The sequence below is a fragment of the Labedella gwakjiensis genome, from assembly GCF_003014675.1.
In the GTDB taxonomy this organism is placed as follows: domain Bacteria; phylum Actinomycetota; class Actinomycetes; order Actinomycetales; family Microbacteriaceae; genus Labedella; species Labedella gwakjiensis.
The window spans coordinates 149,838-163,523 of record NZ_PYAU01000001.1 but is presented as its reverse complement, the minus strand read 5'-3'; the positions used below and the strand labels follow the sequence as shown (position 1 = coordinate 163,523).

Here is a 13,686-nt window from a genome sequence, read left to right as displayed (position 1 = left end):
GGGGACGTTGTGAGTACCGTCTACGAGCACGTAAGCAGCATCGACGAAGCGGTCTGCAGCAACATCGAGGCGCTCGGCGATGACCGCGGACTCCTGTCCCAGAACATGCTCTTGCAGCTCCGGAACCTCGTCGAGGGTGTCGCGGTTCTGGTGCACACCAACGACGGCGACACCGAGCACGACTATGCCGCGATCACGGCCGCACTCGCGCACATCAAGTCGCGGGGCAAGTTCGCGTTCTTGAATCGCTTCTATACGCTGCTTCAGCCGAGCACCTCGCACTACACGTTCGACGGCGACAGTTCCGAACGCTTGATGCTCAAGTACTACGAGTACCTGTTGCGAGTCCGCGCTTTCCTTAGCGACACGTTCGGCCTCGAGGTGCTTGCCAACCTCGAGTCATTCCCAGTGGACCTTGATCCGTCTCTCCGGGAGTACCACGAGAAGATCGCTGCTCGTATTGTCGCGGTGCGAAGCCTCCCCGAGGCCGGAGATTCGTCTTCGCGATACTACGTCCTCAAGACCCGCCCCCTCTTCGTGAACGGTCGGATCTACTACGAGGTGACCTTCACGAATCCGGTTGATCGCAACAGTAAGTTCGACCGCGTGATCGCCTTCACCGATCAGGATGTCGGTGACAAGTACGCTGCCTATCTGACGCTACGTTCTGAGTCGATCGACGTGCTCGGGCAGACAATGCCGATCACGGTCATCCGAAAGTGGGCTGTGTCTATCCGTCCGTGTGAGCTTGAGAACTTCGCGCGCCTGGTTGGTCCGTCAACGAACGTCAACTCCGGCGGTCCCGAATATCGGGCTCTCATGGACTACCTGACGTCGACCGAGTCGACCTTGGTTGATCTCATGGACCTGTCAGACCGGCGGTACGAACGCGTCAAAGCCAAGGTGACCGAGCGGTCCCGAGATCCAAGGATCTTCCCGGCCCTAGACAAAGCTCGGGCGATCATCAAGGAGAAGCGCCGCGGCTACGTGGTGCTACGGTACCTCTTGCTGCAGCTCAAGAATGCCGTGGTGCGTCAGCAGTACAACTCCGATGGATGTGCACGGTTGTCCGGGCTGAATCTTCAGTGGGGCTGCATTCCGTTCGATCAGATGCCGTTCTGCACGTCTCCGATGGGCCACAACCCGCGGTTTCGGGACCTGATGGAAGCCATCGACTCGACCGATCGCACGCACGAGCTATTGGCCCGACGAGTGAAGAACAACGTCGATCGCTACGGGATGCTCTACACTCCGATCGCCGACCTTGAGGGCTTCGGCGATGTACCTGCCTTGATCGAGCAACACAACGATGCGCTATATCGGAGCGCGCGCCACCAGGCCCGGACGCTCGAAGTAGATCGCGGGCATGTTTTCATCCGGGGCTACGAGAACGAGATTGTCGAGATCGTTGAGAAGGTGCAGGCCAATGCCGCCACAGGTGTTGGTGGTTGGGGGAGCGCCATCGACCAATGGTTGGACGAGCGTCCTCAGTTGATCGACGACCCAATTAAGGCCGGCGCCCTGAGATCACTCTTCGAGGAGTCGCGGGTCGCACTCGTCTACGGTGCAGCCGGAACTGGCAAGACGACGATGGTGAACTACATCGCGAATTACTTCAACGAGTCGCCGACGCTCTTCCTCGCGAACACACACCCAGCGGTCGACAATCTCCGTCGTCGTGTGCAGTCGCAGCACGCACAGTTCCGGACAATCGCGAGCCACAACTGGCGGAACCAGTCCGACCCCGAGTTTGAGGTCGTCGTCATCGACGAGTGCAGCACGGTCAGCAACGAAGCCCTGCTCAAGGTTCTCCAGGGAACTCGGTTCAAGTTGCTCGTTCTCGTCGGCGATGTGTACCAAATTGAGTCGATCCAGTTCGGGAACTGGTTTGGGATGATGCGGTCGTTCGTGCCACAAGCGTCGGTCTTCGAGCTGGAGACTCCGTACCGCACGACAAATACCGCGCTCCTCGGGCTCTGGCAGAAGGTGCGCAATGTCGAAGACGACATCACGGAGGCGATGACGAGGGGTGGCTACTCGACCATTCTGAACGAGACTTTGTTCGAGCCTCAGCGTGAGGACGAAATCATCCTGTGCCTCAACTACGACGGGCTCTACGGGATCAACAACATCAACCGGTTCCTGCAGAGCAGCAACCCGAACCCTTCGGTCGAATGGGGACCTGCCACCTACAAGATCGGGGACCCTGTCGTCTTCAACGACAGCGAGCGGTTCAAGCCGCTCATCTACAACAACCTCAAGGGCGTGATCGTCGGTATGGAGCGAGTGCCCGGCCGAGTCCGGTTCGAGATCGATCTCGCGCGAGACGTTACTGAGCTTTCGGTCTGGGGGACTGAGCTCGCGTGGGTGCGGGACTCGGTTGTCGCCTTCGACGTCTTCGAGTTGGCCAACAGCGACGATGACGATGCGGCGTTGAATACTTCGATCCCGTTCCAGGTTGCCTACGCGGTCTCGATTCACCGAGCCCAGGGTCTCGAGTATGAGTCGGTCAAGGTAGTTGTGACGGACGCGAATGAGGACGACATTTCACACAGCATCTTCTACACGGCCTTGACGAGGGCGCGCCAGAAGCTTCAGGTGTTCTGGACCCCTGAGACGCAGCAATCCGTGATCGAAAAGCTGGAGCGCAAGTCGAGCCCGAAGGACGTGGCGCTCCTGTCAGGAAGGCGTGGCCTGACGCCCGTCACGCGTTAGGGTGCCGGTCGGCTCCTGGCTTTCACGCTGACCGCTCTGTCGCGTCGGCGAGGAAGTTCGATCCGTAGTCGGCCTCGTCGTATTCTTGGGGCCGTGGCGACGGCATTGGAACTTGCGTCTCGCGCGCCGCGATCATCTGGGCTCGGGTCTCAAGCCCCGAGAGGTCGATCCCTGCAGTCTTTAGGCTGTCGACGAAACGTGCCTTCCGGGAAGACTTGAGCCCGCTCCACGACGTCTGCCATGTGACCTTGTCATCCGCGAGAAGTCTAGGAATGTCCGGAGCGACTCGTGTCATGAAGAGCGCGCTCTGCTCGGCGCTGGCAGGTACAAGACTCTCTGCGGTCTTCGTGTGATGGTAGTCCGCGCAGAGGAGTTGGAGGTTGCCCAGATCGGCAGAGCTGCCATCGATGTGGTCTATCTCCATGACGGGCTTGCCACAGATCTTGCAGTCGCCGGAGGGGATGATGGACCCATGGCCACTCCACACCGCCCCGGCCTCCGCGTGACATCGGGGGTCACGATCCCCGACTCGGAGTTGTCGTGGCGGTTCTCGCGGTCTTCGGGTCCGGGCGGGCAGGGCGTGAATACGACCGACTCGCGCGTCGAGCTCGTGTGGGATGCCGCGGCGTCGCGGGCGCTGTCGCCCGTTCAACGGGAGCGGGTGCTCGGTCGGTTGGACGGGCGTCTCGTGGACGGCGTGCTCACGATCGCCTCATCGGAGCAGCGCGCGCAGCTGCGCAACCGGGAGGCGGCGCTCGCCCGGCTCGCCGACGTGGTCGCCGAGGCGCTACGGCCGCCGGCTGCTCCGCGTCGACCCACGAAACCGAGCAAGGGCGCCCAGAAGCGTCGCGTCGTGGCGAACCAGAAGCGCAGCCAGACGAAGCAGCTGCGCAAGCGTCCCACCGACTGACGGTCCTGCCCCGACGACGTCCACCGGCCGCACCCCTCCGTCCCTACCCCGGGATAATGGAGGGGTGGAGTCGTGGGAGATGCATCTGTGGTTCGGCGACTACCTCGATGCTCTGAACCGCCACGAGCTCGACGCGATTCGCGAGTTCATCGACCCGGGCGTGCGCCGAGCGCACCTTCCTCGCGGCGCCGAGGCGTGGATCGCGGATCTCGCCGAGCTCTTCCACGCCTTCCCCGATTGGCGCTGGAAGCGGATCCAGCTCGTCGCGGAGGACGACCGGATCGCCGCCCACCTGCGGGGGAGCGGCACACACACCGGCGACTACCTCGGTATCGCGCCGACGAGGCGACACGTGAACGTGGCGGAGTTTGCGATGTACCGCGTGGCGAATGGGCGCATCGCGGAGTTCACAGGCTCACCGGATGCCGAGCTCCGCGCTCAGCTCACCGGGTGATTGGAGGCCCCCGACAGCTCAGTCGAGCTCGCGCAGCGGCGAGGTCATCTCGCCTCCGGCGTCGCCCGTGTTCACCGTTCCCTGCGGTTCGATGAGCATCGCATGCACCTCCTGGTCGGCCCGCGGGCAGTGCTCGACGCCCTTGGGAACCACGAAGACGTCGTTCGGGCCGAGGACGACATCGCGGTCGCGCAGCTGGATCGTCAGCTCACCGCTCAGTACGAGGAAGAGCTCGTCGGTGTCGGGGTGCGTGTGCCACACGAACTCACCCTGCAGCTTCACGACCTTCACGTCGTAGTCGTTGATGCTGACGAGGCGATGCGGCTGCCAGTGCTCCGAGATCGTGGAGAGGGCGGTCAAGACGTTACGGGTGTCGGCGGTCACCATTCCACCGTACCGGCGCGGCCGAGGTGCAGTTGCCCGGATCGACCCATCTGCTCCGGCGTCCCACGAACGCCGCCGGTACAGTGTCAGCGTGACCTCCCCGACCGACGGAACACATTCGACGAACTCCTTCGACGAGGCACGTCGCGCGCTCGAGCAGTCCGAGATCAACCACTCGCCGGCGATCGCCTTCCGAGGCACGGCCGAAGACCTCGATCGCCTTCTCGCCGAACTCGATCTCGCCCTCACCTCCGTGCTCGACGTCCGACCCGTCGAGATCGAGGGGACAGGCGCCGGCCTCTGGCTGTACCGACGTGGCGGACGTGGACGATGGTTCGGCGCCCAGCTCCTGCAGGCCATGACGACTCAGGGCGGCATGCAGAACGTGAGCTACCACGTTCTCCTCGAACGCGTCGACGCAGGCGATCTGCTGCTCACCGTCCACGGCGTCCGCCGCACCCTCTACTCCGTCTTCGACCCGCACGAGGTCTTCGGAGCCGTGCTCACGGACCTCTCCCGTCGCTACCCGGGCGTGACGATCGGCCCCTGGTTCCACAGCTCGACGCTCCCCGAGGCGTTCGCATCATCGCCGGCGGGGTTCGCCCGGTGGATCGGGACAGCGCGCTCGCTCGGCTGGACCTGACGGGCCGTCACCCGCGGCGGCGGCGCCCGGTGACGAAGCGGCGGTCGTCGTGCGATCCGTTCCGGCACTCCGCCGCGAAGGCGGTGCCGGCGGCATGATCACCGACGAGTCGCTCGTACTCGTCGAGGGTGAGCCTGTAGTGCTCGCGACCCGTGCCGAGCCTCGTCCGCAACCGGATCTCGAGGTACGGCTGACTCTTCCGACGCTCGACACCGAGGGCGAACCCGCCGCTCTCCGACGCGACCGTCTCCCGGAAATCGAACCGTCGCCGACCGCCGAACACCACGCTGAGCCCGTCCAGCAGCAGCATGAACAGGTTCAGCACGACGTCGATCACCGTCGGTCGTTCCTCGACACGCGCTCGCGCGAGATCAGTGCGCGGGCGGGATGATCGGCATCGCCGACGTGATCGTCGGGATCGACGACGTGGCCGTTCCGATGATCGGGATCGCGGTCGTCGCCGTGGGCGGCTCGGGCGGTCCGGGCTGCAGCATGAGGAACGCGCGTCCGTACGCGTCGAGGTGGATCGGGAAGCTGTGGAGGTCGTCCACCTTCGCGATCGTCTCGCCCGTCGCCACGTCGGTGACGATCGCGCGCGGCGGGAGCGACTCCGACAGCACGGCGCCGTCGATGGGCTCGCCCGAGAAGTTCAGCACCGTCACCTGGGTCGTGATCTCGCCGTCCTCCCCGTCGATCTCGTGCACCATGACGAGCATGCTGCGCTGGGCGACGTTGGGGATGTCGACCTGGCGGGCCGTGTTGATGCCGTTCTCGGCGCGGATCCGCAGCATCTCCCTGAGCCCGGTCGCGAAGGAGTCGGAGCGCTCGAGCTGCTCGGGCAGGGTGCCGTAGAGCGACCGCGCACGCGGCATGCCCGAGAGCGAACGCGTGGCATCGGGGGAAGAGCCCACGAGGTCGTGAGCGCCGCGTTCGATCCAGCGGGTGTCGCCGTCGCCGATGAGGTCGGCGACCTCCTCCTTCGGGATGGTGAGGGCGCCCGTGAGGTCCCACCCGGAGAGGGCGAACACGCCGGGCTGCCACGCGTTGAACGCGGCGAGCACGAGGTGCGCCTCGCGGATGTGGGGGATGTCGCCCTCGGTGATCGAGTCGAGGGTCTGGTGACCCTGCGACGCGGCGATGAGCGACGCCGTGGTGCACGCGATGCCGTTCTGCGTGAACACCATGTTGTAGTCGGCGTTCTCGGTGAGGACGTACGTGAGCTCGGCGCGGATGGAGTCCGCGATCGCGAGCCCTGTGGTCTCGACGCCGCGATACGTGATGACGTCGTCGCGGTGCAGCGTCGACCAGTGCACGAGCTCGTAGGTGAGCTCGTCGTGGTTCTGCATGCCGTGCACGAGGCTCACGGGCTCGACGCCGTACTCGAGCGACGTGCGCAGAGTGAGGCGGAGGAACTCGGTGTCGCCCGTGGCGAGGGCGTGCTGGTACGCGGGGCGGTTGATGAAGTCGTACGACAGGTCGGCGCCCACGGCGCCGGTGTCGCGGATGTCGTCGACCGTGAGATTGAGCTCCTGGAAGGTGAAGCCACCCACCTTGCGCACCATGCCGGCGATGATGTGGTTCGCGGCCTGCGAGAGCGGGTGGCCCTCCGACCAGGCCGGCAGTCCCTCGGCGCTCTTCTCGACGCCGAGGAAGCCGTTCGCGTCGAGACGCAACGCGCTCGCTCCGAGGTCACCGAGCGAGTGCAGGGCGTCGCCGATCACGAGGCGCATGCCGGCGAAGGTGGGGTCGAGCCAGTTCACCGACGGCTGCCCCTCCTTGAAGTAGTGGAGGTAGACCCAGCGGCGGGTGACGCCGTCGACGCCCACGACCGGAGCGGTCACGCTCCAGTTCGTCTCCTTCACTCCGGGGGAGTAGAAGATGACGCGCTGCAGCTCGCCGATGATGTAGCCGCGCTCCGAGAGGGCGGCCTCCGTGGCGGGGTCGAGGTTCACCGAGTCGCGGTTCGACGGAACCTCGGGGAGCAGGTCCCACTCCTCCGGCGGGATCTCGACCATGTGGTAGATGCCCGGGTAGTCCTTGAACGCCATCTCCGCGAGGCGGAAGTCCGCGCCCTTGCCGGTGTGGCCCGGCACGATGTCGTCGATGATGCTGCCGCCGTGCTCCTCGGCGACGTCCGCCATGCGCAGGAACGTCTCCTCGTTGCCGAACACGGGGTCGATCTGGGTGCTGATGCGGTCGAAGTGACCGTCGACGCTCGGCGTCTCCGACCAGCCGGTGATGCCACCGGCTCGTTTCACCGGTCCGGTGTGCACGCCGTTGATGCCGATCGCCTGGAACGCGCTCCAGAGTGCGGGGTCGGCCAGGGCACCGAGGTAGGTCTCGTGCTCGCGGGTGATCACGGAGATCGGGTACGCCGTGAACCAGACGTCGGCCGTCGTGACGGCGCGGCGCGCGTCCGGACGGGCGTACGGGTGGCGCCACATGCTCGGCTGACCGGAGAGCTGGCGGCCGAGCACGTCGGCGTCCTTCAGCATCGAGTGCCGGACGAGCCACTCGACATATGCCGGGTTCTGGCCGTTCGCCGCACGCGGGTCGGAGAACGACCGGCGCAGGCTGCCGCCGCGGAGGTTCGTGCGCGGCCGGAGGCGACGGGGCCTCGCGGGGTACCGCTGCTCGTCGTAGGTGATCTCGCCGGCCTCGCTCGAGTCGTCGTCCGTCGCATCGACGGCGGGTGTGGTCGCTTCGTCGAGCGTGTCGCCCTGGTCGTCTACGTTCCCGTGGTCGTTCGGCATCTCAGCGTTCACGTGTCCAATCCTCGATCATCGATGTCCATTGGATCATCCGCTCCCATCCTTGCGGAGACCCTTGACGCACGGGCGCTCCGCCGCAGCTTCCGTCCGACTATTTCGCCACGAGGGTGGTCTCGAAGCTGTACATGTCGGGTCGGTAACAGTGGTGGCCGATCTCGACGACCCGCCCGGCGTTGTCGAAGGCCGCGCGCTCGACGGTGAGGACGGGGTGCCCTTTGTCGATGCCGAGCAACTCGGCCTCGTCGCCCTGGGCGCGACGGGCTCCGATCTTCTGCTTCGCGATCCGGATGGCCACTCCGCGGGCGCGGAGCACCTGGTAGAGACCGGACGTCTCGAGCTGCGCGGTGGTGATGTCGGCGAACTCGCCGGGGAGGAAGTTCTCGAGCACGGCGACGGGAACGTCGTCGGTGGTCCGTTGCCGTCGGAGGTGCACGATGTCCTCGCCGACGGAGACGCCGAGCTGGTTCGCGATCGTCTCGTCCGCGGCACGCACCTCGTGACGGAGGATGACTGTGCCCGGACGGTGGCCGGTGCTCGTGAGGTCCTCGAACAGGCTGCTGAGCTCGACCGGACGCGTCACCTGCCCCTGGACCACTTGCGTTCCGATCCCGCGCCGGCGCACGAGGAGCCCGCGGTCCACGAGCTCCTGGATGGCGCGCCGCACGGTCGGACGGGAGAGGCCGAGGCGGGCGGCGATCGCGATCTCGTTCTCCAGTCGCGCACCGCTCGGGATGAGCCCGGAGTGGATGGCGGCCTCGAGTCGGCTCGAGACCTGGAAGTAGAGGGGGACGGGGCCCGTGCGATCGAGATCGGCGAAGGCCTCGTCCGGCCAGTAGGTCCGTTCGTCCGCCATGATGCCCCTCGCCGTCCGCATTCGTTTGTGACGACAATATGACCTGACGGGTTCGATGTCACTTCCCGCCACCGCGAATCGCTTGTGATATTGTCAGGACATGACCACGGAATCCCGTGACCACGCTGCTCCGTCAAGGAAGTTGTACACCGTCGTATGACCGCGAACACCGCTGGACTCGATGTCCTCACCGTCGGACGCCTCGGCGTCGATCTCTACCCGCTGCAGGACGGCGTGGGCCTCGAGGACGTCTCGACGTTCGGGAAGTACCTCGGCGGGAGCGCCGCCAACGTGTCGGTCGCCGCGGCCCGCCACGGCCGCCGCGTGGCCCTCGTCTCGCGCGTTGGCGACGACCCGTTCGGGCGGTACCTCACCCGCGAGCTCGAGCGCTTGGGCGTCGACCCCCGGTTCGTCCCCACCGATCCGACGCTCAAGACGCCGATCACCTTCTGCGAGATCTTCCCGCCCGACGACTTCCCCCTCTACTTCTATCGCGAGCCCATGGCGCCGGATATGGCCATCGAGGCCGCCGACCTCGACGAGGACGCGATCCGCGACGCCTCCATCTTCTGGTTCACGGCGACCGGATTGAGCGCCGAGCCGTCGCGCACCACTCACGCCGCCGCGTTCGCCGCCCGCGGCCGCCGCAGCTTCACGATCTTCGACCTCGACTATCGGCCGATGTTCTGGTCGACGCGCGCGGAGGCGTCCGATCACATCGGCGCGGCTCTCGCCCACGCGACGGTCGCCGTCGGCAACCGCGAGGAGTGCGAGGTCGCCGTGGGGGAGACCGATCCCGATCGCGCGGCCGATGCACTCCTCGATCGGGGGCTCGAGCTCGCGATCGTGAAGCAGGGGCCGAAGGGCGTGCTCGCGAAGACGCGGACGGAACGGGTCGAGGTGCCGCCGCATCCGGTCGACGTGGTGAACGGACTCGGAGCCGGCGACGCCTTCGGCGGCGCCCTCTGCCACGGGCTCCTGGCGGGCTGGGATCTCGAACGCATCCTCCGGTTCGCGAACGCCGCCGGAGCCATCGTCGCGTCGCGGCGGGAGTGCTCGACGGCCATGCCGACGACGGCGGAGGTCGACGATCTCCTCGGGGAGGGGCAATCATGACGATCACGATCGACACGTGGACCGATCGACTGGCGGGCCTCCGAGCCGCGCGGGTGGAGGACCCGGGGGCCATCGGAACCGCGCTCGCCGCGCGTCGTCGCCGACCCGTGCTCCGGGGCGACGGCCGGCTCTTCATCGTCGCGGCCGACCACCCCGCCAGGGGCGCACTCGCGGTCGGCGGCGACTCGACGGCGATGGCCGATCGCGGCGAGCTCCTCCGCCGGCTCGCCATCGCGCTCGAGCACCCGGGGGTCGACGGCGTGCTCGGCACGCCCGACATCATCGACGACCTCGCCCTGCTCGGCCTGCTCGACGATCGCATCGTCGTCGGATCGATGAACCGCGGCGGACTCCGCGCCTCCCGCTTCGAGATGGACGACCGTTTCACCGCGTACGACGTGCCCACGATGGTCGCATCGGGGATCGACTTCGCGAAGACGCTGCTCCGCGTGAACCTCGACGACCCCGGGACGGCTCCGACCCTCGAGTCGACGGGCCGCGTCGTCACCGATGCCGCGCGGGCCGGCCTGCCCATCATGCTCGAGCCGTTCATGAGCCGCTGGAACGGGGACCGCGTCGTCAACGACCTCTCGACGGACGCCGTCGTTCTCTCCGTGGCGATCGCTGCGGGGCTCGGCGCGAGCAGCGCCTCCACGTGGATGAAGCTCCCCGTCGTGGAGGACATGGAACGCGTCATGGCCGCGACGACGCTCCCCACACTCCTCCTGGGCGGCGACTCCGGGGCCGACCCCGACGACACCTTCGCGTCCTGGCAGGACGCCCTCGCGCTTCCGGGCGTCAGGGGACTCACGGTGGGCCGCACCCTGCTCTATCCGCCGGACGGGGACGTCGCGGGGGCCGTCGACATCGCAGCCCGGCTCGTGCACCCGAACCCCGTCTCCGACCACTCCCGCTGACCGCGGGTCACCGCCGAACAATCCGCACCGACATCGCTGTCGACCTGGAGGGAACACCGTGTCTCACGCCGACGAACCGATCCGCTGGTTCCATTCCGCCGGAGCGCTCGCGCGCGACGGCTGGGAGAGCGTTGTCGACGACAGCCTGCCGGGATGGGAACACACTGGCCTGCACGTCGCGCGGCTCGATCCGTCCGCACCCCTGACCCTGCCGGGAGCGGCGGTCGAACGTCTCGTGGTTCCCCTCGCCGGCTGGGTCGAGGCGACGGTCGTCGACCCGGGAGGCGAGCAGACGGTTCACGCGCTCGCGGGTCGCCATTCCGTGTTCGACGGTCCGAGCGACGTCCTCTACGTGACGTCGGGGTCGGTGCTCGAGCTCCGCGGCTCCGGACGGGTGGCGGTGGCTTCCTCGCCGACGGCCGAGCAGTTCCCGACGCGACTCGTGACGTCCGCCGAGACACCGGTCGAACTGCGGGGCGCCGGAACGTCGAGCCGACAGGTGCACAACTTCGGCACGCCCGACGCTCTCGACGCCGCCCGGTTCATCGTCTGCGAGGTGATCACTCCGGCCGGGAACTGGTCGTCCTACCCGCCGCACAAGCACGACGAGCACGTGGACGGCCACGAGTCGAGGCTCGAGGAGATCTATTACTTCGAGGCGACTCCGACCCGGGGGGCGGCTGCCTCCATCGACGCCGACGCCGCGTTCGGGCTCTTCAGCACCTCATCGTCGCCCGCCGGCGAGATCGCGATCGACGCGCAGGTGCGCACGGGCGACATCGCGCTCGTCCCGTTCGGATACCACGGCCCGGCCGTGGCGGCCCCGGGCTACGACCTCTACTACCTCAACGTCATGGCAGGGCCGGATCCCGAGCGCGCCTGGCGGATCACCGACGACCCCCGTCACACGTGGGTGCGCGGCGAGTGGGACGGGCAGTCGATCGACGCGAGACTGCCCTACACGACCGAAGGGACACACCGATGACCACGAGACGCATGACGGTCGGGCAGGCGCTCGTCGAGTTCCTCGCACATCAATGGACGGTCGACGGCGAACACCGCGAGCGCACCATCCCCGGCATGTTCGGGATCTTCGGTCACGGCAACGTCGCGGGAGTCGGCCAGGCCCTCGCGCAGGCGAACGCCGCCGACCCCGACCTCATGCCGTACCTGCAGGCGCGCAACGAGCAGGCGATGGTGCACCAGTCCGTCGGATACGCCCGGATGCGTCGCCGCCGCGCCACCTACGCCTCGACGGCGTCCGTGGGACCGGGGGCGACGAACATGCTGACGGGTGCGGCCCTCGCGACCACGAACCGCCTTCCCGCCCTCCTCCTCCCGAGCGACACGTTCGCGACGCGAGTCGCCGACCCCGTGCTGCAGCAGCTCGAGCAGCCGTGGGACATCGGGCTCACGGTGAACGACGCCTTCCGTCCCCTCTCGCGCTTCTTCGACCGCGTCCAGCGCCCCGAGCAGCTGTACTCGATCGCGCTCTCCGCCATGCGGGTCCTGCTCGACCCCGCCGAGACCGGGGCGGTGACGATCGCGCTGCCCGAGGACGTCCAAGCGGAAGCGCTCGACGTGCCGGAGGAGTTCCTCGCCGATCGCGAGTGGCACATCCGTCGTCCGCTGCCCGAGCGTGCGGCGCTCGCTCGCGCGGTCGCTCGGATCGGCTCGGCGGAGCGGCCCCTCATCGTCGCGGGTGGCGGGGTGCTCTACTCGGGTGCGGAAGACGCGCTGCGCGCGTTCGTCGAGGCGACGGGGATCCCCGTCGCGACGACCCAAGCGGGCGGAGGCTCGCTCGCGTGGGACCACCCGCAGTATCTCGGGGGCGTGGGAGCCACCGGTACGACGGCCGCGAACCGGCTGGCCGCCGAGGCCGACGTCGTCATCGGCATCGGCACCCGCTACAGCGACTTCACGACGGCCTCCCGCACGGCGTTCCAGGACCCGCGCGTCGCGTTCGTGAACATCAACGTGGCCGCGTTCGACGCCTACAAGCACGGAACGCAGTCGCCCGTGATCGCGGACGCGCGCGAGGCCCTTGAGGCGCTCGCCGCCGAGCTCTCGCGGTTCCACGTGTCGACGGGCTTCGCCGAGCGCATCGTTCGCGAGAAGGCGGAGTGGGACGGGCTCGTCGATGCGGCGCTCGCCCCGACGGGACGCGATCGGCCGGGGCAGCCGGAGATCATCGGGGCGGTGCAGGCGGCGACGGACCCGCACGACGTCGTCGTGCAGGCGGCCGGCTCCCTGCCCGGCGACCTCCACAAGCTGTGGCGCGTGCGCGACCCGCTCGGGTACCACGTCGAGTACGCCTACTCCTGCATGGGCTACGAGATCCCCGGCGGCCTCGGTGTGAAGCGGGCGATCGAGGCGGCAGGCGAGGACCGCGACGTCGTCGTCATGGTGGGCGACGGCTCCTACCTCATGATGCACTCGGAGCTCGTGACGGCGGTGGCCGAGGGGATCAAGATCATCCTCGTCCTCGTACAGAACCACGGTTTCGCGTCGATCGGGCACCTGTCGGAAACGGTCGGATCCGGGCGGTTCGGCACGAAGTACCGGAGCTACGACGCCGACGCACGCAACTTCCAGGACGGCGACGTCCTCCCCGTCGACCTCGCGATGAACGCACGCAGCTACGGGCTCGACGTCGTGGAGATCGCGCCGGGGCCGGACGCGATCGACGAGCTCGGTCGAGCCGTCGCGGCTGCGAAGCGCTCGGACCGCTCGACGGTCATCCACGTGGAGAGCGATCCGCTCGTCTACGGGCCGGACGGCGACGGCTGGTGGGACGTCCCCGTCGCGGCCGTCTCGACGCTGCCGTCGACGCAGCGCGCCCGGACGGATTACGAGGGCCTGCGCGCGGCGCAGAGGCCGCTCCTCGGAGAGGGGTCGGGCTCGTGAGGGCGACCGTCGCAGG

Annotated in this window: 13 protein-coding genes; 8 read left to right on the top strand and 5 right to left on the bottom strand. The window is 67.6% G+C overall.

What is annotated here, in order from left to right:
* Positions 1–9 precede the first annotated feature (9 nt).
* Positions 10–2,715: an ATP-dependent DNA helicase gene (locus CLV49_RS00750; RefSeq protein WP_106561820.1), complete on the top strand. Its 2,706-nt coding sequence runs from the start codon at positions 10–12 to the stop codon at positions 2,713–2,715.
* Positions 2,716–2,737: 22 nt separating this feature from the next.
* Here the strand turns inward: CLV49_RS00750 and CLV49_RS00745 are convergent, their stop codons facing one another.
* Positions 2,738–3,139 (bottom strand): HNH endonuclease signature motif containing protein, encoded by a 402-nt coding sequence (locus CLV49_RS00745; RefSeq protein ID WP_106561819.1) that lies wholly within the window; start codon positions 3,137–3,139, stop codon positions 2,738–2,740.
* Between the two features lie 48 nt (positions 3,140–3,187).
* Between CLV49_RS00745 and arfB the strand changes: the two genes are divergently transcribed.
* Both arfB and CLV49_RS00735 read left to right on the top strand, forming a co-directional pair.
* Positions 3,188–3,625 (top strand): alternative ribosome rescue aminoacyl-tRNA hydrolase ArfB, encoded by a 438-nt coding sequence (gene arfB, locus CLV49_RS00740; RefSeq protein WP_106561818.1) that lies wholly within the window; start codon positions 3,188–3,190, stop codon positions 3,623–3,625.
* Between the two features lie 64 nt (positions 3,626–3,689).
* Positions 3,690–4,079: an ester cyclase gene (locus CLV49_RS00735; protein WP_106561817.1), complete on the top strand. Its 390-nt coding sequence runs from the start codon at positions 3,690–3,692 to the stop codon at positions 4,077–4,079.
* Positions 4,080–4,097: 18 nt separating this feature from the next.
* Here CLV49_RS00735 and CLV49_RS00730 read toward each other — a convergent pair whose 3' ends face one another.
* Positions 4,098–4,466 carry a cupin domain-containing protein gene (locus CLV49_RS00730; protein ID WP_106561816.1) on the bottom strand — a complete coding sequence of 123 codons (369 nt, stop codon included), beginning with the start codon at positions 4,464–4,466 and terminating at the stop codon, positions 4,098–4,100.
* 88 nt (positions 4,467–4,554) lie between these two features.
* Here CLV49_RS00730 and CLV49_RS00725 point away from each other — a divergent pair, with 88 nt between their 5' ends.
* The gene (locus CLV49_RS00725; protein WP_106561815.1) at positions 4,555–5,106 is read left to right on the top strand and encodes a hypothetical protein; all 552 of its coding nucleotides are present in this window, start codon (positions 4,555–4,557) and stop codon (positions 5,104–5,106) included.
* A gap of 7 nt (positions 5,107–5,113) precedes the next feature.
* Here CLV49_RS00725 and CLV49_RS00720 read toward each other — a convergent pair whose 3' ends face one another.
* From CLV49_RS00720 to CLV49_RS00710, 3 genes are all read right to left on the bottom strand, one after another.
* Positions 5,114–5,443, bottom strand: a complete 330-nt coding sequence (locus CLV49_RS00720) for a hypothetical protein (RefSeq protein WP_106561814.1) — start codon at positions 5,441–5,443, stop codon at positions 5,114–5,116.
* Positions 5,444–5,477: 34 nt separating this feature from the next.
* Positions 5,478–7,859, bottom strand: a complete 2,382-nt coding sequence (treS, locus tag CLV49_RS00715; protein WP_106561813.1) for a maltose alpha-D-glucosyltransferase — start codon at positions 7,857–7,859, stop codon at positions 5,478–5,480.
* 109 nt (positions 7,860–7,968) lie between these two features.
* Complete coding sequence (locus tag CLV49_RS00710) at positions 7,969–8,730, bottom strand: GntR family transcriptional regulator (RefSeq protein ID WP_106564799.1); 762 nt, start codon at positions 8,728–8,730, stop codon at positions 7,969–7,971.
* Between the two features lie 156 nt (positions 8,731–8,886).
* On the opposite strand from CLV49_RS00710, the gene iolC reads away from it, so the two are divergent.
* Genes iolC through iolD form a run of 4 tightly spaced genes read left to right on the top strand, consistent with a single transcriptional unit; the run spans position 8,887 to position 13,670 of the window.
* Entirely contained in the window at positions 8,887–9,846 is a 960-nt protein-coding gene (gene iolC, locus CLV49_RS00705) for a 5-dehydro-2-deoxygluconokinase (RefSeq protein WP_106561812.1), read from the top strand.
* Positions 9,843–10,763 (top strand): class I fructose-bisphosphate aldolase, encoded by a 921-nt coding sequence (locus tag CLV49_RS00700; RefSeq protein WP_243696486.1) that lies wholly within the window; start codon positions 9,843–9,845, stop codon positions 10,761–10,763. Before iolC ends, CLV49_RS00700 begins: the two co-directional genes overlap by 4 nt.
* 58 nt (positions 10,764–10,821) lie before the next feature.
* A complete protein-coding gene (gene iolB, locus CLV49_RS00695; RefSeq protein WP_208019753.1) occupies positions 10,822–11,748 on the top strand; it encodes a 5-deoxy-glucuronate isomerase in 927 nt (308 codons plus the stop codon).
* Positions 11,745–13,670 carry a 3D-(3,5/4)-trihydroxycyclohexane-1,2-dione acylhydrolase (decyclizing) gene (gene iolD / locus CLV49_RS00690; RefSeq protein ID WP_106561811.1) on the top strand — a complete coding sequence of 642 codons (1,926 nt, stop codon included), beginning with the start codon at positions 11,745–11,747 and terminating at the stop codon, positions 13,668–13,670. The genes iolB and iolD overlap by 4 nt, the downstream gene beginning before the upstream one ends.
* Positions 13,671–13,686 lie beyond the last annotated feature (16 nt).

Bases quoted from the DNA above. Each gene is read 5' to 3' on its own strand.
- CLV49_RS00745 (WP_106561819.1), bottom strand. From the start codon at position 3,139: ATGGAGATAGACCACATCGATGGCAGCTCTGCCGATCTGGGCAACCTC.
- arfB (WP_106561818.1), top strand. From the start codon at position 3,188: ATGGCCACTCCACACCGCCCCGGCCTCCGCGTGACATCGGGGGTCACG.
- CLV49_RS00730 (WP_106561816.1), bottom strand. From the start codon at position 4,466: ATGGTGACCGCCGACACCCGTAACGTCTTGACCGCCCTCTCCACGATC.
- treS (WP_106561813.1), bottom strand. From the start codon at position 7,859: ATGCCGAACGACCACGGGAACGTAGACGACCAGGGCGACACGCTCGAC.
- CLV49_RS00710 (WP_106564799.1), bottom strand. From the start codon at position 8,730: ATGGCGGACGAACGGACCTACTGGCCGGACGAGGCCTTCGCCGATCTC.
- iolC (WP_106561812.1), top strand. From the start codon at position 8,887: ATGACCGCGAACACCGCTGGACTCGATGTCCTCACCGTCGGACGCCTC.
- CLV49_RS00700 (WP_243696486.1), top strand. From the start codon at position 9,843: ATGACGATCACGATCGACACGTGGACCGATCGACTGGCGGGCCTCCGA.
- iolD (WP_106561811.1), top strand. From the start codon at position 11,745: ATGACCACGAGACGCATGACGGTCGGGCAGGCGCTCGTCGAGTTCCTC.